Annotated in this window: 23 protein-coding genes and 3 pseudogenes; 11 read left to right on the top strand and 15 right to left on the bottom strand. The window is 37.8% G+C overall.

Annotated elements, in window-relative coordinates; genetic code table 11:
* Positions 1-26 precede the first annotated feature (26 nt).
* Genes N4G44_RS16885 through folK form a run of 3 tightly spaced genes read right to left on the bottom strand, consistent with a single transcriptional unit; the run spans position 27 to position 2,999 of the window.
* Positions 27-1,463 (bottom strand): OmpA family protein, encoded by a 1,437-nt coding sequence (locus N4G44_RS16885; protein WP_474928474.1) that lies wholly within the window; start codon positions 1,461-1,463, stop codon positions 27-29.
* Between the two features lie 55 nt (positions 1,464-1,518).
* The gene (locus tag N4G44_RS16880) at positions 1,519-2,628 is read right to left on the bottom strand and encodes an OmpA family protein (protein ID WP_474928473.1); all 1,110 of its coding nucleotides are present in this window, start codon (positions 2,626-2,628) and stop codon (positions 1,519-1,521) included.
* A gap of 20 nt (positions 2,629-2,648) precedes the next feature.
* Positions 2,649-2,999, bottom strand: coding sequence for a 2-amino-4-hydroxy-6-hydroxymethyldihydropteridine diphosphokinase (folK, locus tag N4G44_RS16875; RefSeq protein ID WP_474928472.1), 351 nt, complete (start codon positions 2,997-2,999; stop codon positions 2,649-2,651).
* 84 nt (positions 3,000-3,083) lie between these two features.
* Between folK and sppA the strand changes: the two are divergent.
* A pseudogene (gene sppA, locus N4G44_RS16870) lies at positions 3,084-4,835 on the top strand (signal peptide peptidase SppA).
* 70 nt (positions 4,836-4,905) lie between these two features.
* On the opposite strand, the gene N4G44_RS16865 reads toward sppA, so the two are convergent.
* The 5 genes from N4G44_RS16865 to rpmB form a co-directional block, all read right to left on the bottom strand.
* Positions 4,906-5,160, bottom strand: a complete 255-nt coding sequence (locus tag N4G44_RS16865) for a GlsB/YeaQ/YmgE family stress response membrane protein (protein WP_040998209.1) — start codon at positions 5,158-5,160, stop codon at positions 4,906-4,908.
* Positions 5,161-5,230: 70 nt separating this feature from the next.
* Positions 5,231-6,184, bottom strand: coding sequence for a signal recognition particle-docking protein FtsY (ftsY, locus tag N4G44_RS16860; RefSeq protein ID WP_040998207.1), 954 nt, complete (start codon positions 6,182-6,184; stop codon positions 5,231-5,233).
* 186 nt (positions 6,185-6,370) lie between these two features.
* Positions 6,371-6,520 (bottom strand): DUF4295 family protein, encoded by a 150-nt coding sequence (locus N4G44_RS16855; RefSeq protein WP_065722020.1) that lies wholly within the window; start codon positions 6,518-6,520, stop codon positions 6,371-6,373.
* A 19-nt stretch (positions 6,521-6,539) separates the two neighbouring features.
* Complete coding sequence (gene rpmG, locus N4G44_RS16850; RefSeq protein WP_474929024.1) at positions 6,540-6,728, bottom strand: 50S ribosomal protein L33; 189 nt, start codon at positions 6,726-6,728, stop codon at positions 6,540-6,542.
* Complete coding sequence (gene rpmB, locus N4G44_RS16845; protein ID WP_002976757.1) at positions 6,728-6,970, bottom strand: 50S ribosomal protein L28; 243 nt, start codon at positions 6,968-6,970, stop codon at positions 6,728-6,730. Before rpmB ends, rpmG begins: the two co-directional genes overlap by 1 nt.
* Before the next feature lie 241 nt (positions 6,971-7,211).
* Here rpmB and N4G44_RS16840 point away from each other — a divergent pair, with 241 nt between their 5' ends.
* Positions 7,212-8,924 (top strand): T9SS type A sorting domain-containing protein, encoded by a 1,713-nt coding sequence (locus N4G44_RS16840; RefSeq protein WP_474928471.1) that lies wholly within the window; start codon positions 7,212-7,214, stop codon positions 8,922-8,924.
* A 280-nt stretch (positions 8,925-9,204) separates the two neighbouring features.
* Here N4G44_RS16840 and lnt read toward each other — a convergent pair whose 3' ends face one another.
* Positions 9,205-10,839 carry an apolipoprotein N-acyltransferase gene (lnt, locus tag N4G44_RS16835; protein WP_474928470.1) on the bottom strand — a complete coding sequence of 545 codons (1,635 nt, stop codon included), beginning with the start codon at positions 10,837-10,839 and terminating at the stop codon, positions 9,205-9,207.
* Between the two features lie 55 nt (positions 10,840-10,894).
* Between lnt and N4G44_RS16830 the strand changes: the two genes are divergently transcribed.
* Positions 10,895-11,317, top strand: coding sequence for a VanZ family protein (locus N4G44_RS16830; protein ID WP_474928469.1), 423 nt, complete (start codon positions 10,895-10,897; stop codon positions 11,315-11,317).
* A gap of 51 nt (positions 11,318-11,368) precedes the next feature.
* Here the strand turns inward: N4G44_RS16830 and N4G44_RS16825 are convergent, their stop codons facing one another.
* The 6 genes and pseudogenes from N4G44_RS16825 to N4G44_RS16800 all read right to left on the bottom strand — a co-directional run bounded on the left by N4G44_RS16825 (position 11,369) and on the right by N4G44_RS16800 (position 16,202).
* Positions 11,369-11,785, bottom strand: coding sequence for a hypothetical protein (locus N4G44_RS16825; RefSeq protein WP_474928468.1), 417 nt, complete (start codon positions 11,783-11,785; stop codon positions 11,369-11,371).
* A gap of 103 nt (positions 11,786-11,888) precedes the next feature.
* Entirely contained in the window at positions 11,889-12,230 is a 342-nt protein-coding gene (locus tag N4G44_RS16820) for a hypothetical protein (RefSeq protein WP_474928467.1), read from the bottom strand.
* A 143-nt stretch (positions 12,231-12,373) separates the two neighbouring features.
* Positions 12,374-13,177, bottom strand: coding sequence for a pyrroline-5-carboxylate reductase (proC, locus tag N4G44_RS16815; protein WP_474928466.1), 804 nt, complete (start codon positions 13,175-13,177; stop codon positions 12,374-12,376).
* A gap of 308 nt (positions 13,178-13,485) precedes the next feature.
* Positions 13,486-14,499 carry a UDP-N-acetylmuramate dehydrogenase gene (gene murB / locus N4G44_RS16810; protein ID WP_474928465.1) on the bottom strand — a complete coding sequence of 338 codons (1,014 nt, stop codon included), beginning with the start codon at positions 14,497-14,499 and terminating at the stop codon, positions 13,486-13,488.
* A 2-nt stretch (positions 14,500-14,501) separates the two neighbouring features.
* Positions 14,502-14,990 (bottom strand): hypothetical protein, encoded by a 489-nt coding sequence (locus N4G44_RS16805; protein ID WP_474928464.1) that lies wholly within the window; start codon positions 14,988-14,990, stop codon positions 14,502-14,504.
* A gap of 7 nt (positions 14,991-14,997) precedes the next feature.
* Positions 14,998-16,202: pseudogene (locus N4G44_RS16800) on the bottom strand (pyridoxal phosphate-dependent aminotransferase).
* 383 nt (positions 16,203-16,585) lie between these two features.
* On the opposite strand from N4G44_RS16800, the gene N4G44_RS16795 reads away from it, so the two are divergent.
* The 8 genes and pseudogenes from N4G44_RS16795 (at position 16,586) to N4G44_RS16760 (ending at position 23,168) form a co-directional block, all read left to right on the top strand.
* On the top strand, positions 16,586-18,382 hold the full coding sequence (locus N4G44_RS16795; protein ID WP_474928463.1) for a T9SS type A sorting domain-containing protein: 1,797 nt from the start codon (positions 16,586-16,588) through the stop codon (positions 18,380-18,382).
* A gap of 128 nt (positions 18,383-18,510) precedes the next feature.
* Complete coding sequence (locus N4G44_RS16790; protein WP_474928462.1) at positions 18,511-18,993, top strand: DUF1801 domain-containing protein; 483 nt, start codon at positions 18,511-18,513, stop codon at positions 18,991-18,993.
* Positions 18,994-19,018: 25 nt separating this feature from the next.
* Positions 19,019-19,690, top strand: a complete 672-nt coding sequence (locus N4G44_RS16785; RefSeq protein WP_474928461.1) for a YiiX/YebB-like N1pC/P60 family cysteine hydrolase — start codon at positions 19,019-19,021, stop codon at positions 19,688-19,690.
* 480 nt (positions 19,691-20,170) lie between these two features.
* A complete protein-coding gene (locus tag N4G44_RS16780; protein WP_474928460.1) occupies positions 20,171-20,482 on the top strand; it encodes an NIL domain-containing protein in 312 nt (103 codons plus the stop codon).
* 214 nt (positions 20,483-20,696) lie between these two features.
* A pseudogene (locus N4G44_RS16775) lies at positions 20,697-21,247 on the top strand (LemA family protein).
* Positions 21,248-21,250: 3 nt separating this feature from the next.
* Positions 21,251-21,586 carry a hypothetical protein gene (locus tag N4G44_RS16770; protein WP_474928459.1) on the top strand — a complete coding sequence of 112 codons (336 nt, stop codon included), beginning with the start codon at positions 21,251-21,253 and terminating at the stop codon, positions 21,584-21,586.
* Positions 21,526-22,746 carry a DUF2207 domain-containing protein gene (locus N4G44_RS16765; protein ID WP_474929022.1) on the top strand — a complete coding sequence of 407 codons (1,221 nt, stop codon included), beginning with the start codon at positions 21,526-21,528 and terminating at the stop codon, positions 22,744-22,746. The genes N4G44_RS16770 and N4G44_RS16765 overlap by 61 nt, the downstream gene beginning before the upstream one ends.
* Positions 22,746-23,168, top strand: coding sequence for a DUF2207 family protein (locus tag N4G44_RS16760; protein WP_474928458.1), 423 nt, complete (start codon positions 22,746-22,748; stop codon positions 23,166-23,168). Before N4G44_RS16765 ends, N4G44_RS16760 begins: the two co-directional genes overlap by 1 nt.
* Positions 23,169-23,218 lie beyond the last annotated feature (50 nt).

Here is a 23,218-nt window from a genome sequence, read left to right as displayed (position 1 = left end):
CTTTGATATATTTACTAAAAAGTTTATTATTTAGCTTCGAAATATACTCTTCTGTTAGCTCTGTTTTTCCATTCAGGACATTTAGTAGCCGGGTCACACTCAGGGTATTTAAGGTCTTTTTCACCTCTACCGATTGCGTTTAATTTAGAAGATTCTACTCCGTTTTTGATCAGATAGTTTTTAACGCTATTTGCTCTTCTTTCAGAAAGTTTTTGGTTATAAGCATCAGAGGCTCTTGTATCTGTAGCTCCGATTACGTTATAAGCTCCGTTTGAAGAGTTGATATAAGAAACCGCATTGTTAAGGATTGGAGTGTTTGAAGGTAAAATTCTGTCAGAATTTAAATCAAACTCAATTCCTTCAAGTTTTGTTTCCGTTTCTACTACAGGTCCTGCAGTAGTTGTAGGACATCCGTTGTTTTCAACTGGTCCAGGAACGGTTACACACTTATCGTAAAGGTCAATTACACCGTCAAGGTCAGTATCAAGAGCAACACCAGCACCATCCACTCTTGCACCAGCAGGAGTATCAAGCTGTCTGTCCCAATCGTCACAAACTCCGTCATTATCAGCATCGCCTTTTTTACATACTTCAATATCCTGGTTTTTGTTAGCCAAAACATCAAGTTTGTAATAGATTTCCTGAAGCGGGTCATGCCACATTAGGTGAGATTCGTGTTTTCCTAATTTCAATGTAAGACCTAAAGTCGCATTGAAGAAGTTGTCAGATACCTGCTCTTCACGCTTGTTGATTGCGCTGTATTTGTCACCTCCACCGTCGAACTCATCATCACCAGTTACTACATACATTAATCTACCTTCAAGATCTAGTCTTCTGTTGATTTTGTATTTTAAACCGGCACCAGCCTGCATAAACATTGAACCTAGTTTGAAAGGTTTAACTTCCGTAGCTAGTCTTTGTCCGTTGATATCTTTCTGATAAGCTCTGTAAGCGATAGTACCGATACCAGCATATCCGTGAAGTGCCCATCTGAAAGGAGAGTGGTTGTCAACTCTTCTCAATAAATTAGAGAAGTTGATATCTCCTAATAAAGAGATCGCATCATACTGAGTTCTTGCACCTACAGCTGTTGCATCAGGAGCAGCATCTTTGGTGTTGAACCATCCTTGTCTCGTTTCACCTCTGTCATATTGTAATTTTAAACCGAACGCATGAGTGATCGCTTTATCAATACTTACATAAGCAGAGTATCCGAAAAGGTTTTTACCGTTACCATTCTTGATAGATGTTAAATCAGCGGACTGTACCAAAGGCACACCTGCACCGGCTGAAATAGACCAGTCGTTAAATCTTTTTGATTGATTGGTAAACGGAGACACATTGGCAGAACCAGAAGAAAATGTGTTTGGATATTCTCCATTTGAAACTGCTGTTGAGTCTTGTGCATAGCTTACGGCTGGAATTGCCATTGCTAAGGCTACAATTGCTAAACTTAATTTCATAGTGTATTTTTTTATTTAGTTAATTAAATGATTTTATTGTATAAAAACAGTTGTGTTATTTTGTTGGGCATCCGTTGTTTTCAACAGGTCCCGGAACTGTTACACACTTATCGTACAGGTCTATCACTCCGTCAAGATCCATATCTAAAGCTACACCGGCACCATCAACTCTTGCTCCTGCCGGAGTATCAAGCTGTCTGTCCCAGTCATCGCATACGCCGTCATTATCTGCGTCACCTTTTTCACATACTACAAGATCTGTAGCTGCGTTTTCCAGTACGCTGGTTCTGTAGTATGCTTCCTGAAGCGGATCATGCCATGCCAGGTGAGATAATTTGTTTCCTAATTTGAAAGAAACTCCTAAAGTAACCGACAATGCATTATCAGATCTGGAATCACTGATCATGTTATACTTTGAACCTGGAGTTGCAGGATCATAGTCGTTAGGACCAGCCCATCCGCCTCCGTCAAATTCATCATCCCCACTTATAATATACATTGCTCTCGCTTCGATATCAATAAGTTTTGATACTTTGTATTTCAATCCGGTACCGAATTGATAGTAGATTGAGTTAATATCTAATTTCTGATCGATGAACAGAGGAACTCTTTTAGGATTATCACTCCATCTGTATTCATTTCCGTCATGCAAAGAAGTGTTATAGTTCTGAATCCCGATACCTGCATATCCATGTAACGCCCATCTGTAAGGGGAGTGGTTATCTACTCTTCTTAATAAGTTAGAAAAGTTAATATCTCCCATTAAAGCAAGTTGGTTAAACTTGGTAGTTGCTGTACCTACCCCTGCCGCAACACCTGCTGCGCCATCTAACATTGCTTTCTGTTTTGTTTCACCTCTCTGGTAGATAAGGCTGACTCCAAAAGTATGGGTAATCTGCTTATCAAGACTTACGTAAGCATTATATCCCCAGTTTACCTTTTTATCATAAAAAGATCTCAGGTCAGAATGCACCATGAAAGCAGCACCTCCACCAACGGAAATAGCCCAATCGTTGAAACGTCTGGCTTTGTTGTCGAAACGCTGTACATTAGCAGAACCTGAAGAAAAGGTATTAGGGTACTCACTAGAAGAGTTTACTGCGGTACTATCCTGGGCATAAGCCGCGATAGGTAGTGTGGCCAATAATAATAAACCTAATTTCATATATGTTTTTTATGTTTTATTTAGATAAAATCTTTCAATAATATTTTAGAAAATTCTCTTTCAAACAAATGTTTATGGTGAGGTATTTCTAATCTTTCTGATCTGAAATGCAGATCGTTATATTTAATGATATCAATATCTATTATTCTGTCGCTATACCCGCCGGAGGCCTTTGAATCCTTGATTCTTCCCATCTCAGCTTCTATATTTTTAACAAAATCAAGCAACTGGATTGGCGAGAGGTGCGTGAATATTAATGATGCAATATTACAAAAAATATTGGAACTGACAAATTCTACGGGTTCGGTAATTAAAAATTCGCTTATTTGTGAAATGTGATTCCCGCCCTCACTGATTTTCTGTAAGGCCACTTCTATATTTTTTTTGATCTCTAAGGTTACTTCCTAGTAACAAAACTACCTTATGCTGCGACATATTGGAAAATTGATTGATTTATGAGAAGTTTCTTCAAAAACGTCTTGGCAAATATAGTGGCAATTGTCCTATTATGTGCCTTATTTTTCGTCTTTTTCATTATGATGCTTGTGTTCAGTTCTATGGGGAATGACAAATCTGTTGTGGTGAAAAATAATTCTGTTCTTACGATTAATTTAAAAACCAATATAATAGACAGTCCTACCGAAGAGGAAATGGGGCTGTTCAATATCAGCGACAAACAAAAAAGTGTTATGCTGTATGATGTGCTGGAAGCTATTAAAAAAGCTAAAACGGATGATCATATTAAAGGGATAAGTATCGAAGCGGATGATTTTCATGCAGGAATGACCCAGATTGATGATATCAGAAATGCAATCGAAGATTTTAAAAAGAGCGGGAAATTTGTATATGCTTATGGAAATGCTGTTTCGCAGGCTTCCTATTATTTAGGATCTGTTGCTGACCAGTATTACCTTAATCCGTCAGGAATGATAGAGCTGAAAGGTCTGGCTACTGAAGTGGCATTCTTTAAAGATTTTGCAGATAAATATGGTATCGGTATCGAAGTGATCCGACACGGAAAGTTTAAGTCGGCTGTTGAACCTTTTTAAGAAATGATATTTCCCGGAAAATAAAGAACAGCTGAGCACTCTTTTAAATGATATCTGGAAAAATACTTCAACTAAAATGGCTGTTTCAAGGAAAATGGATACAGCACAGTTTAAAATGGTTGTCGACAGCCTGTACGGGATGATTCCTGAATTAGGGCTTAAATATAAGCTCGCTGATAAACTGATCCAGAAAACAGAGTATGATCAGATGTTAAAGACTAAACTTAGCCTTAAAGAAAAAGAAAAGCTGAATAAGGTATCTTTAGCGGGCTATATCAGATCCTATGCAGACGAAGATAAGTCAGGGGAGAAAGTAGCCATATTATATGCTTCGGGTGGAATTAATAATGGTGACGGTTACAATGAGATCTATTCTGAAAAGTATATTAAATATATCAAGGACCTTCAGAATGATGATAAAGTGAAAGCTGTTGTTTTCAGAATTAATTCTCCGGGTGGAAGTGCCAATGCTTCAGATGAGATTTTATTTGAATTGCAGCAGCTGAAGAAGAAAAAACCTTTAGTGGTTTCTTTCGGCGACTATGCCGCTTCGGGAGGTTACTATATTGCAATGGCAGCCGATAAAATCTATTCTGAGCCTAATACACTGACGGGATCTATCGGGGTCTTCGGAGTAATTCCTTATTATAAAGATCTTGCCAACAAAAACGGCATCCGTTCAGATATTGTCGCAACCAATGCCAACTCTCAATACTATTCTGCCCTGAATGGTGTTACCCCTTACGGAGTAAACCTGATTACCAGAAGTGTGGAAGGTACCTATAAAAGATTTGTACATTTCGTTACCCAGAACAGAAAACAGACTTTCGAGCAGATCGACAATGTAGGAGGGGAAGAGTATGGAGTGGTGTTCGTGCCAAACAGATCGGTCTTGTAGATGAATTGGGAACATTGAATGATGCTGTCAAATTCGCAGCTCAGAAAGCAGGATTGAAATCTTACCATGTATCTTCTTACCCGAAAAAAATGTCACAGTTTGAGCAGATCTTCAAAGATCTGAACGAAGATGATATTTCTGCCAGGATCATTAAAAATAAAATAGGTAAAGCCAACTATGAAATCTTACAGCAGATTACCGATGAAAAGCTGCAGTCTGAGGTGAAAATGGAAATGCCTTACCAGATCAAGATCAACTAAACTAATTATATTGTACAAAAAACCCCGGAACTGAATTTCAGTTCCGGGGTTTTATTTTTTTTATCTGCTTTTAGCCTTTCCTGGTGGCCATTCCGTAGATCCAGAGAACGATTAACGATCCTCCGACAGCTAACAGCATACTTCTGAAATCGAAACTATCCGTAGTTCCCCATCCCAAGAAGCTGCCTATAAATCCTCCCACGAAAGCACCAACAATACCTAAAATAATAGTCATTAACCATCCGCCGCCTTGTGTTCCCGGCATAATAAGTTTTGCAATTGCCCCTGCGATAAGACCAAATATGATCCAAGTTAAAATTCCCATAGTCCTAAATTTTTAATTGTTAATAATGTATGAATTTGATATACTAATTTAAAGATAAATATGATAAAAATCATCTCTTCTTGAAAAAAGAATCTACAAATTCTGTACCATTAAACAATTGAAGGTCCTGCATCTTTTCGCCTACCCCTATATATTTTACCGGAATCTGGAACTGATCTGATATGCCTATAACGACACCGCCTTTGGCTGTTCCGTCAAGTTTTGTTACTGCCAATGCGTTTACTTCTGTGGCTGCTGTGAACTGTTTCGCCTGCTCAAATGCATTCTGTCCTGTAGATCCGTCAAGAACCAGCAGGATTTCATGAGGAGCATCAGGAATTACCTTTTGCATTACCCTTTTGATCTTGGAAAGTTCATTCATCAGGTTGATCTTATTATGAAGCCTTCCTGCAGTGTCAATGATCACTACATCTGCACCCTGTGCCACAGCACTCTGTACTGTATCAAAAGCTACAGAGGCAGGATCTGATCCCATGTCCTGTTTAACGATGGGAACACCCACCCTTTGGCTCCAGATTGTCAGCTGGTCTACCGCTGCTGCCCTGAAGGTGTCTGCTGCTCCAAGGACAACCTTTTTACCTTCGGATTTAAACTGGTGGGCCAGCTTTCCGATTGTTGTGGTTTTTCCTACACCGTTTACACCGACTACCATGATGACATACGGCTTTTTAGAAGTATCTATATTTCCTGTTCCGGCATGAGGATTTTCCAGGAGTAATCCTGAGATCTCTTCACGCAGAATAGCATCAAGTTCACCTACGCCTACATATTTATCGCGGGCAACACGCTCTTCAATCCTTTCTATGATTTTAATGGTTGTGGAAGCCCCTACATCAGATGCAATCAGTATTTCTTCAAGGTCATCCAGAACTTCATCATCTACTTTGCTTTTACCGACTACGGCCTTCGTCATTTTTTCAAAGAAACCCTGGCTGGATTTTTCCAGGCCTTTGTCTAAAGTTTCTTTTTCTTCTTTTTTGAAAATATTCTTAAACCAACTCATTTATGAATTATGGAATTTTATTGTTTAATGATGGAGGTGGGTGATGGAAGTTTGAAGTTACAATTCTGCTGTGATGAAAGCAACTTCCAACATCCAGCTTCTGACTTCCAGCTAGATTAAAAACAAAGATAACAAAAAAACTACCCAAAATCTGAGTAGTTTTTTATATTGTAAATAAAGTGGAGATTATTTCTTCAAATAACCGTCTACTTCGTCTGCATTCATTACTTTTTCTTCGAAAACGTAAGCACCTGATTTAGATGACTTAACCATTTTCACAACTTTGGTCATTTTTTTTGACCCGGTCTGTAGGGTTGCTACTACTTTCTTTGCCATGGTAAATTATATTTATAAATTACTTGATTTCTTTGTGAACTGTAACTTTCTTAAGAACAGGATTGTATTTTTTCAATTCCAATCTTTCAGTAGTGTTCTTTTTATTTTTAGTAGAAATGTATCTTGACATTCCTGGCATACCGCTCTCTTTGTGCTCTGTACATTCAAGGATTACTTGAACTCTGTTTCCTTTTTTGCCATGATTTATTAATTCTTTTTAATCAATCCGTTTCTAGTAGCTCTTTCAATAGCTTCCTCGATTCCAATCTTGTTAATCACTCTCAATCCATGAGCTGATACTTTCAGTGTTACGTGCTTATCTTGCTCCGGAAGGTAAAACTTCTTCTCTAATAAGTTAATTTCAAAACGACGCTTCGTTTTGTTATTAGCGTGAGAAACGTTGTTACCAACCATTGCACGCTTTCCTGTTATTTGGCAAATTCTTGACATATCTCGATGTTCTTATTTGTATAAATATTTGAGAGTGCAAAATAACGAAGAAATTTTTAGATAGACAAATCTTTTGGAAAATATTTACAAATAACTGACTGATTAATAATCATGATTTTTAAAATAAAATAATCCCCAATACAGCCTAAACCAAGTGACTGATATATTTCATGTAAACTTTCCCTGAAAAGCAAATCCTAATACTATATCTTTGTTTTTAATTAATCTAAATAAAAATAATATGACGAGGATCTGTATTCTTTTATCAATGCTTCCCGTTGGATTTATGGCACAAAACTATATTGAAATCCAGACCGGTATGAAGAATTATTATTACGGAGCTGCTGATACGGCAGATATGGACGGGGACGGAAAGCAGGATATAGTGATTAACGGAGCGGTTGACAGTGACCATGATGGAAACGTAGATACATCTTTCAATGAAGTGTATAGAAATAATGAAGTTTCACTGGTGCCTTATGCTGATCTTGGAGCAGATGCAACCCATCTGGGAGATATAAAATTTATGGATTTTGATAATGACGGGCTTCTTGATATTATTTCTACAGGATTAAGCTATAATGATGTAGTCAATTACAAACATTACAGGTTCCGTAATACAGGAACGGCTTTTACGAAAGAAACAGAACTGGAAGGAAAAGTCTATGGTTCTCTGGAAGCTTTTGATTTCAATAATGACGGTAAAATGGATTATGCTGTTAATGGAACTCAGTATGTGGAAGGTGCCGGTTTTTTGAATAACCTTGATTTTTACAGGAATACCGGAACTGACTTTGAAATTTTCAAGGCCTGGCAGCCGGGAACGCAGAATGGGAGTTTTAAGCTGATTGATCTCAATAATGATCATCTCCTTGATCTTATCATTTTGGGAATGGAGCAAGGCGATAGTCCTTCTTGTAAGGTTTATCTGAATCAGTCGGGAACTCTTATGTTCTCTCAGGATTTTACGCCTCTTTCGGGTGGTAAAATAGATTTTGCAGATTTCAATGCGGATGGTTTCCAGGATGTGGTGATTTCCGGTCAGGATGTTGATTATAATAGTTATCTGGCTGTACTGATGAATGACGGAACAGGACATTTAACCGAACAAAAAATAAATATTCCTGAAATTGCAGATTCATCTGTAGTAACAGGTGATGTGAATAATGACGGTTACTATGACTTTATGGTTTCCGGTAATGATGCAAATACCAATGCTGTTATAAAAGCTTTTCTATACAACCCTTCAACACAGAATTTTACTGAAAGTATACCTGCAGGACTGCGTGCTTTGGGAGGTCCGGGTTTCGTGAATTTACTTGACTTTGACAATGACAACCGTCTGGATGTTTTGCTGGCCGGATTTGATTGGGCAGATCCGGGCATGCCTTCACTTACCAAAATCTTCAAAAATACTTCAACTGAAGTTAATCTGAAACCTGTACCTCCCGCAGTCCTTCATTTAACAAAAAACGGGAACCGCTTTAATTTCTCATGGAGCGGGGCATCAGACGATAAAACCCCGGTAAATGCTCTCCGTTACGAAATCAAAGTAGGGTCCACACCCGGAGCGGCAAACCTTGCAAAATACATAGTGACAACGCCTTCCTGGTTCCTGGATCTGGATCCTTCCGTTCAGAATGCATACTGGAGTGTACGATCAATAGATGCCTCTAAAGTTTTTTCTGATGCTTCAGCCCAAAGTGCATTGGGGATACGTGATGTAGTTAAAAATAATCAAATTTCAGTCTATCCGAATCCGGCATCAGATAAAGTGTTTATCAAAGGTGAAAAGGTTTCGGAAGTTGAAATATATTCTATAGATGGAAGGAAACAAAATGTTGTTTTAAATAATGACCAGTCCATCAATGTATCTCATCTTACAAAAGGAGCTTATCTGTTAAAATTTAAAATAAAAAACGAAATAACCACCCTGAAACTCATGATTAAATAAAGAGGAGTTCTATTAGTAAGAAAAGCCAGACGTCCAGCTGGCTTTTCTTTTTTTATTGTGAGTAATTTAAATGAGGGAATTTTTTGACCACCCCGTCAAAAATTCTTTGAATTTTCGCCACCCCTCCAGGGGAGGGGAATTTCTCGCCGCTTAAATAGTCCCGGAGCTTTTTACTCTGGTACATTTTAGGGATACAGGTACTGAATAAACGTTTAAAATTTATACAAGCTGTTGTGCTTATTGATGTAAATAATTAATGGCACTTGTGTGTTGACGAAAACTAAGCCTTATTTGTTCTGTTCCTGAATTTTTCAATCAGGAAGTAGAAAAGTAAAAACCCTAATGCAAAAATAGAAAACCTTGACAGCAGGTCTCCGGCTCTCGTATAGAAAGTCTTGGTTTCATAAAGATTCACTTTGGCAAATAATGTCGTTTTATCACCGTAGAAAGTATCGGCTGTTACTTCCCCTTTTGCGTTAATATGGGCTGAGATTCCACTGTTGGCAGCGCGTGCAATTTCTCTTCTGGTTTCAATAGCTCTTAATTTTGCATAAGATAGAAGCTGCTTGTGGCCTTCGGTAACACCCCACCATGAATCATTCGTCATGATGCCTAAGAAATTGGCTCCTTTTTTTACATAATCTGTTGTAAATTCACCGTAAATGCTTTCATAGCAGATGATAGGTGCCATTCTGCCTTTATTGTAGGGGTTTGCAAAGGATTTTCTTTCCTTGTCTATTCCTAGTGAAGCAACAGTTCCGCCCAAATTCAGCATGGCATCACCTAAAAGAGGTTTCAGCACGCTCATGTATGGGAAAATCTCAACTCCGGGAACAAGCTTCCCTTTGTGATACACCTGAACCTGTTGTTGTGGTGCAATCTGAATGGCTGTATTGTAGCTTTCCACCCAAAGGCCCGGATTAATCTCATAAGCTTCCTTGGGAATATTTTCTTGGCTTTTATAAAAACGGTGTGAAGAAATTCCTGTGGCAAAAACGGCTCCCGGATGTTTGGATAAAAATCCTTTCACATTGTTCAGAAGCAGGCTCTTTTCAAAAGCGGTTTCGGAGATCGATCCTCTTCCGGGAAGGGCGGTTTCCGGAGCAATAAAATAATCGATTTTCCCTTTTGAATTATTTTCGGCTAAAGTTAAAAGATCATTTTCGATCGTAAGGCTGTCTTTTGAATACTTTTCTGCATAAGGATCAAGATCCGGCTGCAGCATCAGAACATTAACCTGTCCAGAAGGCTTTTCATTGAAATTGTTGTATTTAATTAATGAAATGATCATCGGAAGAATGATTAAGGCTGCTACGATTGATGTATTTCTGATCAGATCCTTTCGTTTTCTTCCTGCTTCCCAGGTTCTTATGGTGTAGAAAATTAAAACATTAACTCCTAAAATCCAGAAGCTTCCGCCGGTTGCGCCAAGGGTATCATACCACTGGATTAGTTTTGGATATTCGGAGAATACATTTCCTAAATTCAGCCATGGCCACGTCAGTTCCCAGTTCAGGTGGAATTTTTCAAAGCTCATCCAGATAGCAATCAGGAATCCCAATCCCCAGTACGTTCCCTGAGCATTTTTGTACCAATGGTAACATTGGAAAACAAGGGAATATAAAAAGGAATTGACAAGAACCGGAAATACCACAGCCATCATGGAGTGGCTGCCGTCCGGATTTTTAGAACCGTACAGCCATCCTGTAGTGACGATGTTCCAGATCACAAAACAAAGATAGGACAGCCCGAAAACCATCCAGCTTTTCCTATTGTAAGAGGAAAATTTTGAGATTCCATGCTCCATCATCAGTAAAGGAACAAGGGCAAAAAATATAAAGAACGGAACTCCGTAAGTAGGCCACGAAACGGACAACAGCATCGCTGAAATGAGCGTAAGTAAAACGTATTTCATTAATTTGATTTAACACACAAATTTAATGTTTTTGAAATGAATAAATTTGCACTTCATGTTAAAGAAATTTTATAAAATCATTATTGTTCCTTATACGCTGTTTTTACTTTACCTCATGTTTTTTGGGATGGGCCGGTCTCAGTATGAAGACAACCAGATCACTGTGGAACCTGTTATGTCTACCATAAAATTTATCCACAATACCATTGAACTGAGATATATTGTAACCATTGTTTTGGGGAATATCATAATGTTCATGCCTTTTGGATTTCTGGGATGGGTTTTGCCCGGCCTTAAAAGTCTCAAAACATTACTTTATGCTTTTATCTCTTCTATTGTTATTGTTGAGGCGCTCCAGTATTTTACCAGAATGGGAATATTTGAGGTAGATGATATTATCCTTAATACTTTTGGTGTTTATCTAGGATGGCTGCTTCGTAAGTTTATTGAAAAGAGGTTTAACAGTTTGCTTATTTAGGTCTGCACATTAATGACTATTTGCCAAAATATTCCTTTTCAAAAGCTTTATTTATCTTATCTGCATCAGTGATATAGCTTGTGAAGGATTTCCATACTTCTTTTTTGTGTTGGCATCTATTAAACTCCATTGAAGATAAGAAGTAGAATAATGTTTGATTTCCAGTATATAATCTGAATGAAATGTGGTTAAGGCTTTTGCCAGTACATATTCTCTTTCTTTATCCAAATCAGAATAGATGATACTTGAAGAAGTAACATTATGCTTTTTAAAAGTATTGTCTAATTCCTGTTTTAATTGATTAATTGTTTTGTCCGGAAATGTAATATTTTGAAAGATAATTAATACGTTATCTGCATTTTTTACGTTAAAGGTTGTATCGGCAACAGCGTGGGACATATTATTTGTTGAGCAACCGGTAGTTAAAGCTAAAATACAAAAAGCTAAAAATAAACTTCTTAAAATCATTTTTGTGATGCTGGAATTAAATTATTTTTTGCTAAATCATCAATTATTTTAATTGCCAGCTTTTCGCCTCCACTTTTTTCTGTAAACATATTGATTCCAAGGGTTACAGTTGCCTTATAAACAGAATAATCATTTTTTTGTCAGTGATGTTTACGTCATAAGTTGCGAAAGCTGTTCCGTCAGACCATGTAGTAACTTGCATGTAATTAATATACATGATGTAACTAGGATTGTATTTTTCTTCAGCTTCCTTCAATGCTGTTTCATAGTTCAGCATGGCAGGTCTTATAGCTAATGAATTATTTCCTACTGTACGTTTGTTTAATTCCGAGCTGATGGTTGAAATAAAGGTATCTTCAATTTTTCTTGATTGTCCGCCATTAAAAATGACTAGTACTTTGTCTAATTTCGAGTTTTTAAAATCAGAAGAGACGTTGCTGTTCATTTTTACGGTACTACAATTAAAGAATAGTATTACCACAGCAAGTAGTAAAAATTTTAGTTTCATTTTGTGTTTTTTAAAAAGTAAATATATAAAAAATAGATTAACTTTTTTATTTTGTTATTTATTGCTTAATAAAATATTGATTATCCATTCAGTTCTTTAGCCCGCTTTTCCGCATTCAGAATTCCATCTTTTAAAGTTTCTTTTAAATGCTGCTCTTCAAAAGTTTTTAAGGCTGCTTCTGTGGTTCCACCTTTGGATGCTACATCTTTAATAAGCTCTTCAAGGCTTTTTTCAGAATTGTTGATCAGGTGATAAGCGCCCAGCATGGTTTGCTTTACAAACAGTTTGGAAAGATTCTCTTCTATGCCCATTTCCATGCCGGCTTTTATCATAGCGTCAATAATATAATAGAAATAAGCCGGTCCGCTTCCTGAAAGTGCCGTAACCCCGTCCAAAAGATCTTCATTTTCTAGATACACTGATCTTCCGGTACTGTTTAGCAATCGTTCAATATTGATCAGCTGGCTGAATGAAATACCGTCCGCAGCGGTATAGCCGGTAATTCCCATTCCCAGGAGGGTAGGAGAGTTCGGCATCGCTCTTACAACGAGTGGGTGATTTAATAATTTCTGAATTTTTTCAATCTTGATTCCGGCCATAATAGAAAGAACCATTTGGTTTTCCTTCAATGTAAACCTGAAATTCTGAGCAACATGCTGAAAATCCTGAGGTTTAACCGCTACAATGATGAGATCGGCATCCAGTTCTGTAGTTTCTTCAAAAGTAGAAACTCCGGATTTGGGAAATTCTTCTGCTATTTTGGAAATTTTAGACTGATTTCTGGTGATCAGGTGAAGATTTTCAGGTTTGATCAGTTCGTATTTTAAAAATGATTTGGAAAAAGAAAGGCCCATATTGCCGGCTCCGAGAATAGCGATTTTCATGTTTTATGTTCTTTTTTTAGCTAAAATAGTATTTTTATTCCTAAAAAAGGCTGTATTCAATAGTTTGAAAACAGCCTTTGTATTAATGTTGTTCAAACTTTATAAAAACCACAAAGCTTTCATTTTAAAACACTTTAGTTCACTTAAGCAAGTTTAAAGTGATCCGAAGAAAAGTTCACATAAGATGAAAATCAAAGATTTTCAAAAAACTTAAGTGTACTTCTTATGCATAAAGCTTGGCTCTAAAAAAGCTTAAGTGTTAAACCTTTTGTGATTAAAATAGTCATATGAAAATTTAAGCAACTTCATTATAAAATATTCACTTCCCGTTCGAGTTCTATTCCGAATTTCTCTTTTACGGAGTTGATGATTTCTGTCGAAAAATCGAAAATTTCTTTTCCTGTAGCGTTTCCTGTAGCATTTACGATAACCAGTGCCTGGAGTTTATGTGAGGCTGCATTTCCGATTTGCTTTCCTTTCCATCCGCATTGTTCGATCAGCCATCCGGCAGGAACTTTTACAACGTCGCCGTTCGGATAGCCGGGAATGTTTTCAAACTGCTGCTTCAGGTCTTCAAATTGAGCTAAAGGAATAGTAGGATTTTTAAAAAAGCTTCCTGCATTTCCTGTTTCCTTCGGGTCGGGCAGTTTGCTTTGTCTGATATTGATGACCGCCCGGGAAACATCCTGAATAGTAGGATGGGTAATTCCTGCATTTTCCAGTTCAGCTTTTATCGCACCATATTCTGTTCTGATGTGATGGCCTTTCTTTGTTAATTTAAAAGTGACTTCCAGAATTACATATCTGCCTTTTCCTTCCTGCTTGAAAACAGAATCCCTGTAGCCGAAATGACATTCTTCAAGGCTGAATGTTTTAAGTTCAAGGTTTTCAAGGTCTAAAACTATACAGCTTACAAAAACATCCTTTATTTCTGTTCCGTAAGCTCCGATATTCTGCATGGGTGAAGTTCCTACGTTTCCAGGGATCAGGGAAAGGTTTTCAAGTCCGCCGTAGTTCTTTTCAAGCGTATAAATTACGAATTCGTGCCAGTTTTCGCCGGCTTTTGCCGTTACCAGTACTTCGTTTTCATTAAGTTCTTCTTCAGAGATTCCTTTTAAGCTGAGCTTAATGGCAATGCCGTCAAAATCCCTTGTCAAAAGAATGTTGCTTCCGCCTCCCAAAAATAAAATCTGAAGATGGTGGTCTTTGGAATAGCTGATTGCAGACCTGAGCTGTTCAAGGGTCTGTACTTCAGTGAAATATTTGGCTTTGACGTCAACACCAAATGTATTGTAAGGCTTTAAGGAAAAATTTTCTTGCATTTTTATCGGTATTCTGTGGGAAGAATGAGGTTGAGTTGTTCTTTAAACAGTTTCAGCTGTCTGTAATGCAGGGTGTCTGCATAAGAATTGACGTAAATATGTGATTTTTTCGGAGTCCTGATCTGAAAAGTTTCATCGATGCCGTCTACAGATTGCTTGCTTGGAGAACTTTGTATGACGTCCAGATCTTTAATATGAATCGGGGAAATGAGATTGTTCCAAGTCTGTATGCTGATGGCTGAATCCCACTCTTTGTGGATTCGGCGGGCGGTGATGCCCTGTTCTGCATGGATGGAATCTTTGGTGACCTTGATGATTTTATAATCTCCCTGGTCGCCACCGATGTTGGATAAGCTGATGAATGTTATTTCATTCGGGTTTTTACTGACCGCTGAAGTTGGCTCCTTGCTTTTGTCACAGGAAAAAAATGCCGGCAGCAAAAACATTGAAAACAGAAGTTTCAGGTAGGTATTTTTTATTGCCGGCATCATGTATGTTTTAGAGACTGAATTCTTCTCTGTATTTCTTTAAAGCGTCTTTAAGGATCTCAGCACTTCTTTTAAGATCTTCCTCTTTCAGAACGTAGGCAATTCTTACCTGTTTTTTTCCTAATTCAGGATTGCTGTAGAAGCCTCCTGCAGGAGCTACCATAATGGTTTCCTTATTAAGGGAGTATTTTTCTAAAAGCCATTGTGCGAATTTCTCCGTATCGTCTACCGGAAGCTCTGCCACACAATAGAAAGCTCCTTTTGGTTTAGGACAGATTACTCCTGGAATGGCATTCAGAAGGTCTACCAGTATGTTTCTTCTGTGGGTATATTCTTCTCTTACTGCACGGATGTAAGCGCCATCATTTTGGTGGGCAGCCGTAGCAGCAATTTGTCCCAACAGAACCGGGCTCAGTCTTGCCTGTGCAAAAAGCATCGCTGCATCATGGATTTTTTCGAACGGGTGATCATGCATCCGATTCTTACTCCACACATAGAATAGCGCTTGGATTCTGAATCGATGATGATACAATTGTCGCTAAGTTCCGGGAAATCCAGCATGGATATCTGCTGTTTACCGTCATATACATATTCTCTGTATACTTCGTCGGAAATAACGACGATATCATATTTCAATGCAATTTCTGCAAGTTTCTGAAGCTCTTCACGGGTATAAAGGTATCCTGTAGGGTTACCCGGGTTGCAGATAACGATTGCTCTTGTTTTTTCTGTGATTTTTTTCTCAAATTCTTCAATCGGAGGAAGGGCAAAGCCTGTGTCGATAGTAGATGGTACCGCTACCACATTCACATTGAATGCACTGGTAAAGCCATTGTAATTAGCATAATAAGGCTCAGGGATAATCACTTCATCGCCATCGTCACATAGAGTGGAAATGGCAAAGTTTAATGCTTCAGAACCTCCGTTGGTCACAATAAAGTTGTCAGGCGTAAGATCTGTAAAGCCTAGGGTGTGATAGTATTCTGTAAGGGCTTTTCTGTACTCTATATTCCCTTCAGAAAGTGCATATTCCAATACTTTAAGGTCAATATTCTTTAAAGCATTTAAAGCGGTTTCCGGTGTTTCAATATCAGGCTGTCCGATATTGAGATGATATACTTTTATTCCCTTTTGTTTGGCTTGTAAAGCGTAAGGAACCAGTTTTCTTACCGGTGAGGCAGGCATATGCTGTGCTCTGTTTGAAATATTTGGCATTGTTCAAAAAATTTGTATGGCAAAAATAAGATTTAATTTCTCAATAATAAAATAACCTGTTATCCATTTTTAATGCTTTTTAATTGCTTTGAAAACCAGTGAATTATAATTGATTCCGGTAGTAATCTTTGTGTTTTATGTTTAATACTGATCAGCAGCTGCTGAAAAAATAACAGGATTTGAAATTATTTGCCAGTTGAAATTATAAAAATTGTCAAAATAATACAATAAAATGTGAATAAAGCATTTGGTCATGAAATAATGTTTTCTTATGGTTTTAATATCGATATTTTAATATAATTGATAAATACTTGAATATTTTGTAAAAATATGATCGTTGTATTAGTTTTTTTATTAAATTTCGATGCTAATAAAAAATAATTATGAAAATACATTTACCATTTAGAGTCTTACCAGTTATGGCTCTTTTTGCGGCATCCGCAATGAATGCCCAAAACTTTCAGCCTATGCCTGTCCAGTCCGGATATACGGCAGATGTAATTGCAAACGGAGTAGGTTCTGCTATGACCTCCACAACAGAAGATGTGGATGGAGTTTCTTTTGCTTTTGTGGCCAGGGATTTTCAGCTTACATCAAGCAGTACGGCACTTACGTACGGGCTTCCGGTTAACGGAATTATTAATTCTGCAGTGGCTTCCACTCCGGGGCTGAGCTTTAAACTTGGTGATCTTTCCGGAAACAATTCCTTAAAGATTTCGAGCAATACATCCGGCAGTAACAGCGGAACACTGGCGTTTGTAACACCTGTTCCCGCTTTTAAACTATACATGCTTTCTACAGGCGGAAGCGGTGCATGTACAGTGAATGTAACGGTTAATTTTACGGATAATACTACTCAGGTATTTTCAGGGGTAAGTGTTTCCGACTGGTATGGCGGATCGAGCTACGCTATTCAGGGAATCGGAAGAATCAACAGAAGCAACAATGTTCTGGAACCAAATTCTACGAATCCAAGACTATACCAGGCAGCATTGACTATCGATGCAGCGAACCAGACGAAACCTATCCAGAGTGTTACTGTAACCAAAGTAAGCGGAACGGGAATTGCCAATATTTTTGCTTTCTCAGCGGATGTTTATACAGATTGTGTAGCTCCAACGCTGCAGCCTGTGGGAACCCTTACTTCAAGTTCTGCCCAGGTTTCATGGACGGTACCCGCCAGCGTTCAGGCAGTAAGCTATGATGTTTATTACAGCACCAGCTCTACAGCTCCTACGGCCGCAACAACGCCTAATCATCCTGGTGTTACAGGAACTTCATTTACCATTCCGTCTTTATCACCGAGTACAACTTACTATTATTGGGTAAGAACCAATTGCAGTACTGCAACTTCCCAGAGTGGGTGGTCGTTCTCAGGAACATTTACCACTTTATGCGGTTCTATGGTTCCGACGTATACGAATAATTTCAGCACCTTCCCCGGAACATGCTGGGCGAACGGTCTTTCCGGAGGCACACCGGCTACAGGGCCTACAGGAACAAGTTCTTATTGGGTATCCGGAGGGTTCTTAGGTACCGGCTCCGGCGGATCAGCAACCATCAATCTATACTCGGCAGGCAGAACGGGCTGGCTTAAAACTGTGCCTTTCAATCTTTCTGCCGGTACTTATAAAGTTAAATTTGATTACGGAGTTGCAGCATATCTGAGTACTGCTGCCTCACCAATGGGATCTGATGATGTTATTCAGTTCTTGGTTTCCAATGACGGCGGAACTACGTGGACTGTGCTGGAGACGTGGAATCAGGCTAATGGACCTACCAATGTTTCAACTCCATATGTTTACACTTTGACAGGATATAACAGTGCCAATACGGTTTTTGCTTTTTACGGAACGGACGGAACCGTAAATGATGATCCTGACTATAATTTCTATGTCGATAACTTTACAGTTGAAAGTGCACAACTGAGCACTTCAGAAGTGAAAGAAGGGGTGAAAAAGGCATCTGTTCACCCGAATCCTTTTAAAGATATTCTTTATATTTCAGACAATAGAGAAGTGAAATCTGTAAATGTGGGAGATGCTTCCGGCAGAGCTTTGAAAACTTTTGCAGGAAACGTAAAAGAGCTGGATCTGAGTACCCTGAATGCAGGCTTGTATTTTGTAACCATCTATTTCAAAGACGGATCGCAGTCTACTGTGAAAACGGTTAAAAAATAAATTTTTTTAATGTCAATAAAGTTGAGCGGCAGTGCATAGGTGTACTGTCGCTTTTTTTGGGATTAAATTTCAATTCATGATATCTATAAATTTCGTTATTTTGGAAGAAATTAAAAAATTAACTGAAAATGCAAATTCCGGCAGACTCCGTAAACGATTATATTTCAAAGATTCCTGAAGAAAGGCAGGAAGTATTTAAAAAACTATTTGATACTGTAAATGATAATCTTCCTAAAGGCTTCAAAGAAGGAGTCAGTTATGGAATGGTAGGATGGGCAGTTCCTTTGGAAACTTATCCTGCAGGTTACCATTGTGCACCCGGTACACCTTTACCGTTTATGGCGCTGGCTTCTCAGAAAAATTTTATTGCATTCTATCATATGGGAATCTATGCAGATCCTGAATTATTGGAATGGTTTGTAGCTGAATATCCAAAGTATTCCAAAAGAAAGCTGGATATGGGGAAATCCTGTGTAAGATTCAAAAAAATGGATGATATCCCTTTTGAACTCATTGCTGAGGTCAGCAAAAAAATGACCGTTGAAAACTGGATCAATATGTATGAAAGCCAGTTTAAAAAATCAAAAGAATCTGCTTCAAAAGGAAAGTAGACCTGTATTTAATGATAAGAGCATTATGATTAAGCTTAAAAAAGAACTGTTTCAGAAAAATCATAAAATATTAACCTATACTATTTTCTTTGTTGTCATTCTGTTGTTGCAGTATTGCACGCCCCAAGCCCGATCCGCTAAGCTGAAGAATGGAGATCTTCTTTTTGTTACAGCTAAAGAAACCGGACTTTCGGGCGCGATCAATAACGTAACCCAAAAACAGAAAGAAGCATCTTTTGATCATATCGGCATTGTAGAAAAAGAAGAAAATCACTGGTATGTCCTGCATGCAGCTCCAAAAGGAGGTTCCCAGAAGCAGGATCTCAAATCTTTTCTTACCGACCAGTCTGATGACGGCCAGAAAGTAATGATCTACCGTCTTAAACCGGAATATCAGAAATCTATTCCTGTTGCTCTCAAAAAGGCAGAGTCCATGCTGGGAAAACCTTACAATTTCAATTATATCCTGGATGAAAATTCTTACTACTGTTCAGATTATATTGAAAGGTCTTTCAGGGAAGATCATATATTCAAGCTGGAACCTATGACTTTCATTGATCCGAAAACCGGTGAAACCAATACGTTCTGGAAAGAATTTTACAACAAGAAAAATTTAAAGGTTCCGGAAGGAGAGCCAGGCTGTAATCCCAACGGATTGGCTGCTTCGGATAAACTGGAAAGAATAGGAGAGCTGTAAATATACTTTACAATAAATATGATCCCTGAAGATTTAAGTCTTTGGGGATATTTTTGCAATCAGGTAAAATGAAATCCCTCGCTGATTGGGCGGATAAAGCAAATTTTTAGAAATCTTATAATCACAAAAGGTTTAAACACTTAAGTTTTTTTAGAGCCAAGCTCTATGAATAATAAGTTCACATAAGATGAAAATCAAAGATTTTCATCTTATGTGAACTTTCTTCGGAATCACTTTACACTTACTTAAGTGAACTAAAGTGTTTTAAAATGAAAGCTTTTGTGGTTTGTAAAGTTTAAACAATTTTTAGGAATAAGGCCTTCATAATATTTTAATGTCTTAAGAAGAAAAAATAGTTAAAATTTAAAAATATTAGTCTACTAATTTGGTGGACTAATATTTTTTTATATTTTTGTCAAAGATTTAACGCAAGAAAGCAACCATGATCTAGAAAATGTTTAACTAAAAAAATTGTTAGTGATGATTACACCTAATCCTACGCTGCAGGTATTACCAAAAAAGATAAGCCTGCCTAAAAAAGAACTGATACTGGAAATAGAATTGAATGGCAAAATGAAATTTGAGCATTTAATGAATACGATCTATAATCAGTTCGGGATCTGTCACAGGGTGTTGTCTGCTAATGTAGAATATGTCAACGGATATAGTTTTGGTTCAGTACAGTTATATATTAATGTAAGTTCAGAAGATTACCAGCAGCTGGAATTCTATCTGAATAAAAATAAACTCTTGAATACCACGGTGGAGTATAACTGCCGTAAGTATTTTTAAGGGGGAGATTCATATAGTTTTAATTACAGAAAGTATCCGGTTTTTTATCGGGTACTTTTTATTTTTTATGGTTTAAGGGAAATCCTTGAGGTAAAACTTCATTCAATATTTAATGATTCAAAAAAGACAGCTCTGAAAATAAGCTTATTCTATTATTGATCTTTATTTTAGGTTCAAAAAAACACTACTTTTAGAGATTATAAAACCAAAAATTATGACCATAATAATTATTATTGCTTTACTTGCAATTTGTCTTTTGTATGCAGTATCTATCTACAATCGTCTTGTTAAACTTAAAAATCTGGTTCAGGAGGCATGGAGCAGTATTGATGTGATGCTGAAAAAACGACATGACCTTATTCCCAACCTTGTAGAAACAGTGAAAGGCTATGCTACCCATGAGCGTGAAACTCTGGACAGTGTGATAAGAGCCAGGACTCAGGCTGTAGGTGCAGATTCGGTTCAGGCTAAAGAAGCGGCAGAGAAAACCTGAACCAGGCTATGATGAATCTTTTTGCCGTAGCGGAACAATATCCTGACCTGAAAGCCAATACCAATTTTCAACAGCTTCAGAGTGAACTTACCTCTATAGAAAACGATGTGGAAAAATCAAGAAGATATTATAACGGGACTGTCCGTGAAAATAATACCCTTGTAGAGTCTTTCCCAAGCAACATCATCGCCAATATGTACAAGTTTGAAAAATCGCCTTTCTTCGAACTGGAAAATATTGCAGAAAGAGAAGTTCCAACCGTAAAATTCTAAGAAATGAGAAAGTTGCTGCAGCTTTTCCTTCTTCAGTTTTTTTGGATAGCCTTTGCACAGACTGATGCTGAGCGGATGGATCAGCCGGCTATTATCGGACCTGAGAAAATCATTTCTTTCCATTCTGATATTGACATTGATAAAAATTCAGGCGCTACCGTTACTGAAAATATAAAAGTATACAGTCTCGGCAATAATATCAAAAGAGGAATCTTTCGTGCACTTCCCTTATCCAGAAATCTGAATAACAAAAGCCAGAAGGTGAGGTATCATATCATATCCGTGAAAAAAACGGTGAAGATGAAGATTATCATGAAGAAACAGAAGATGGTTATTTAAAAATTTATGCGGGAAATAAAGAGGTGCTTCTGGATCCCGGAACCTACGACTATGAAATAAAATATAAAACAGAGAATCAGATCGGCTTTTTTCCTAAGTATGATGAATTTTACTGGAACGTCAACGGAACATACTGGGATTTTGATGTTGATACTATTTTCGCCAGGGTAAATCTTCCTGCCGGAGCGGCTATTATCCAGAATTCCTGTTATACCGGGATTTATGGAAGTAACAGCCAGAATTGTACTTCCAAAGTACTTTCGGATAACTCTATAGAATGGAGTGCTTCCGGCCTTAAACCGAATGAGGGTCTTACCATAGCGGTAGGTTTCCAAAAAGGAATTATGGTTCCGCCTCCGCCGCCTACTTTCCTTGAAAAATATGGCATTTTAATAGCCGGATGTGTTATCTTCCTGGGATTGCTTCTGTATCTTTATTCTACATGGGTGAAATATGGGATCGATCCTGAAACTCCAACGGTTTATCCGCAATTTAATGTTCCTGAAAACCTTTCGCCGGCCTCTCTGGGATATATCAATTCAGAAAGTTTTAAAAACAAATACCTTACGGCTGCTATCGTCAGTCTCGCTGTAAAAGGATATGTAAAGATCATAGAAGGTGAAGATTCAGGTTTGTTAGGCTTTTTCAATACAAAGACTTTTACACTTAAAAAGTTGAAAGAAGCAGATGAAAGCCTTCCGAAAGAAGAAATTAACCTGATGAACAGTCTTTTCTCAGCATCTGAAGATTCTGTAAAATTTGTTGGAAAATACAATTCGAAAATTGAAACTGCGGTTCAGAATTTTAAAGTAGCACTGAGCTTTCAGCATGATAATTTCCTGAATGAAGGAAATAACACAAAGAAACTTGTAATGCCTTGGTTGGTGATCAGTATTGTTTACGGTCTGGGGTTATTTATAAGTTATAGCCTGTTGCCTGAATTTGAAAGAGTTTTGGCCGGAGCGTTTTTGTATGTTATTCTTTTTGTAATATTTATATTGATATCATTACTGCTCAAAAATGCTTCCTGGAAATTTTTGATTCCGCTTCCTGTTGCTGTTATTTTAGGAGTTGGTGGAATTATTTCTGCTGGCGGAGGGGTATTGAAGATATTAATTTCAACGTTTGCTATATTTTCTATGTTCTTGCATTTTCAGTAATGGTGGTTTTTCAATACCTGATCAAGCAGCCATCGAAAGAAAAGCTGAGAAAAAAATCGTTGATAGAAGGCTTCAAAATGTATATGGGAGCAGCTGAAAACGAACAGCTGAAATTTCATAATCCTCCTCAGATGACGCCTCAGGTTTTTGAAACTCTCCTTCCTTTTGCCATGGTAATGGGAGTTGACCAGATCTGGGGACAAAAATTTGATGAATTGCTGAAAATAACTGCTACAGAATATCAGAATACCTGGTACTACGGCGGTGTAATGAACCATCATGCATTTGCCAATACTTTAAACTCAAGCCTTACCCAATCCATACAGTCTGCATCTACCAAACCTTCCAGCTCAGGCAGCGGTTCCGGTGGCGGTGGATTCTCCGGAGGCGGCGGAGGTGGTGGTGGAGGCGGTGGCTGGTAAGCTTATCATTAATTTATCATCATTAATAAAATATTAAACCTGTACTTGAT

The organism is Chryseobacterium sp. GTID13 (assembly GCF_056172655.1).
The sequence above is the reverse complement of the archived record's forward strand: the minus strand, read 5'-3'. Positions and strand labels throughout refer to the sequence as shown.

Excerpts from the sequence above, each read along its gene's own strand:
- N4G44_RS16885 (WP_474928474.1), bottom strand. The coding sequence starts at position 1,463 with ATGAAATTAAGTTTAGCAATTGTAGCCTTAGCAATGGCAATTCCAGCC.
- N4G44_RS16880 (WP_474928473.1), bottom strand. The coding sequence starts at position 2,628 with ATGAAATTAGGTTTATTATTATTGGCCACACTACCTATCGCGGCTTAT.
- N4G44_RS16865 (WP_040998209.1), bottom strand. The coding sequence starts at position 5,160 with ATGGGAATTTTAACTTGGATCATATTTGGTCTTATCGCAGGGGCAATT.
- ftsY (WP_040998207.1), bottom strand. The coding sequence starts at position 6,184 with ATGAGTTGGTTTAAGAATATTTTCAAAAAAGAAGAAAAAGAAACTTTA.
- N4G44_RS16855 (WP_065722020.1), bottom strand. The coding sequence starts at position 6,520 with ATGGCAAAGAAAGTAGTAGCAACCCTACAGACCGGGTCAAAAAAAATG.
- rpmB (WP_002976757.1), bottom strand. The coding sequence starts at position 6,970 with ATGTCAAGAATTTGCCAAATAACAGGAAAGCGTGCAATGGTTGGTAAC.
- N4G44_RS16840 (WP_474928471.1), top strand. The coding sequence starts at position 7,212 with ATGACGAGGATCTGTATTCTTTTATCAATGCTTCCCGTTGGATTTATG.
- lnt (WP_474928470.1), bottom strand. The coding sequence starts at position 10,839 with ATGAAATACGTTTTACTTACGCTCATTTCAGCGATGCTGTTGTCCGTT.
- N4G44_RS16830 (WP_474928469.1), top strand. The coding sequence starts at position 10,895 with ATGTTAAAGAAATTTTATAAAATCATTATTGTTCCTTATACGCTGTTT.
- N4G44_RS16825 (WP_474928468.1), bottom strand. The coding sequence starts at position 11,785 with ATGATTTTAAGAAGTTTATTTTTAGCTTTTTGTATTTTAGCTTTAACT.
- N4G44_RS16820 (WP_474928467.1), bottom strand. The coding sequence starts at position 12,230 with ATGAACAGCAACGTCTCTTCTGATTTTAAAAACTCGAAATTAGACAAA.
- proC (WP_474928466.1), bottom strand. The coding sequence starts at position 13,177 with ATGAAAATCGCTATTCTCGGAGCCGGCAATATGGGCCTTTCTTTTTCC.
- murB (WP_474928465.1), bottom strand. The coding sequence starts at position 14,499 with ATGCAAGAAAATTTTTCCTTAAAGCCTTACAATACATTTGGTGTTGAC.
- N4G44_RS16805 (WP_474928464.1), bottom strand. The coding sequence starts at position 14,990 with ATGATGCCGGCAATAAAAAATACCTACCTGAAACTTCTGTTTTCAATG.
- N4G44_RS16795 (WP_474928463.1), top strand. The coding sequence starts at position 16,586 with ATGAAAATACATTTACCATTTAGAGTCTTACCAGTTATGGCTCTTTTT.
- N4G44_RS16790 (WP_474928462.1), top strand. The coding sequence starts at position 18,511 with ATGCAAATTCCGGCAGACTCCGTAAACGATTATATTTCAAAGATTCCT.
- N4G44_RS16785 (WP_474928461.1), top strand. The coding sequence starts at position 19,019 with ATGATTAAGCTTAAAAAAGAACTGTTTCAGAAAAATCATAAAATATTA.
- N4G44_RS16780 (WP_474928460.1), top strand. The coding sequence starts at position 20,171 with ATGATTACACCTAATCCTACGCTGCAGGTATTACCAAAAAAGATAAGC.
- N4G44_RS16770 (WP_474928459.1), top strand. The coding sequence starts at position 21,251 with ATGAGAAAGTTGCTGCAGCTTTTCCTTCTTCAGTTTTTTTGGATAGCC.
- N4G44_RS16760 (WP_474928458.1), top strand. The coding sequence starts at position 22,746 with ATGGTGGTTTTTCAATACCTGATCAAGCAGCCATCGAAAGAAAAGCTG.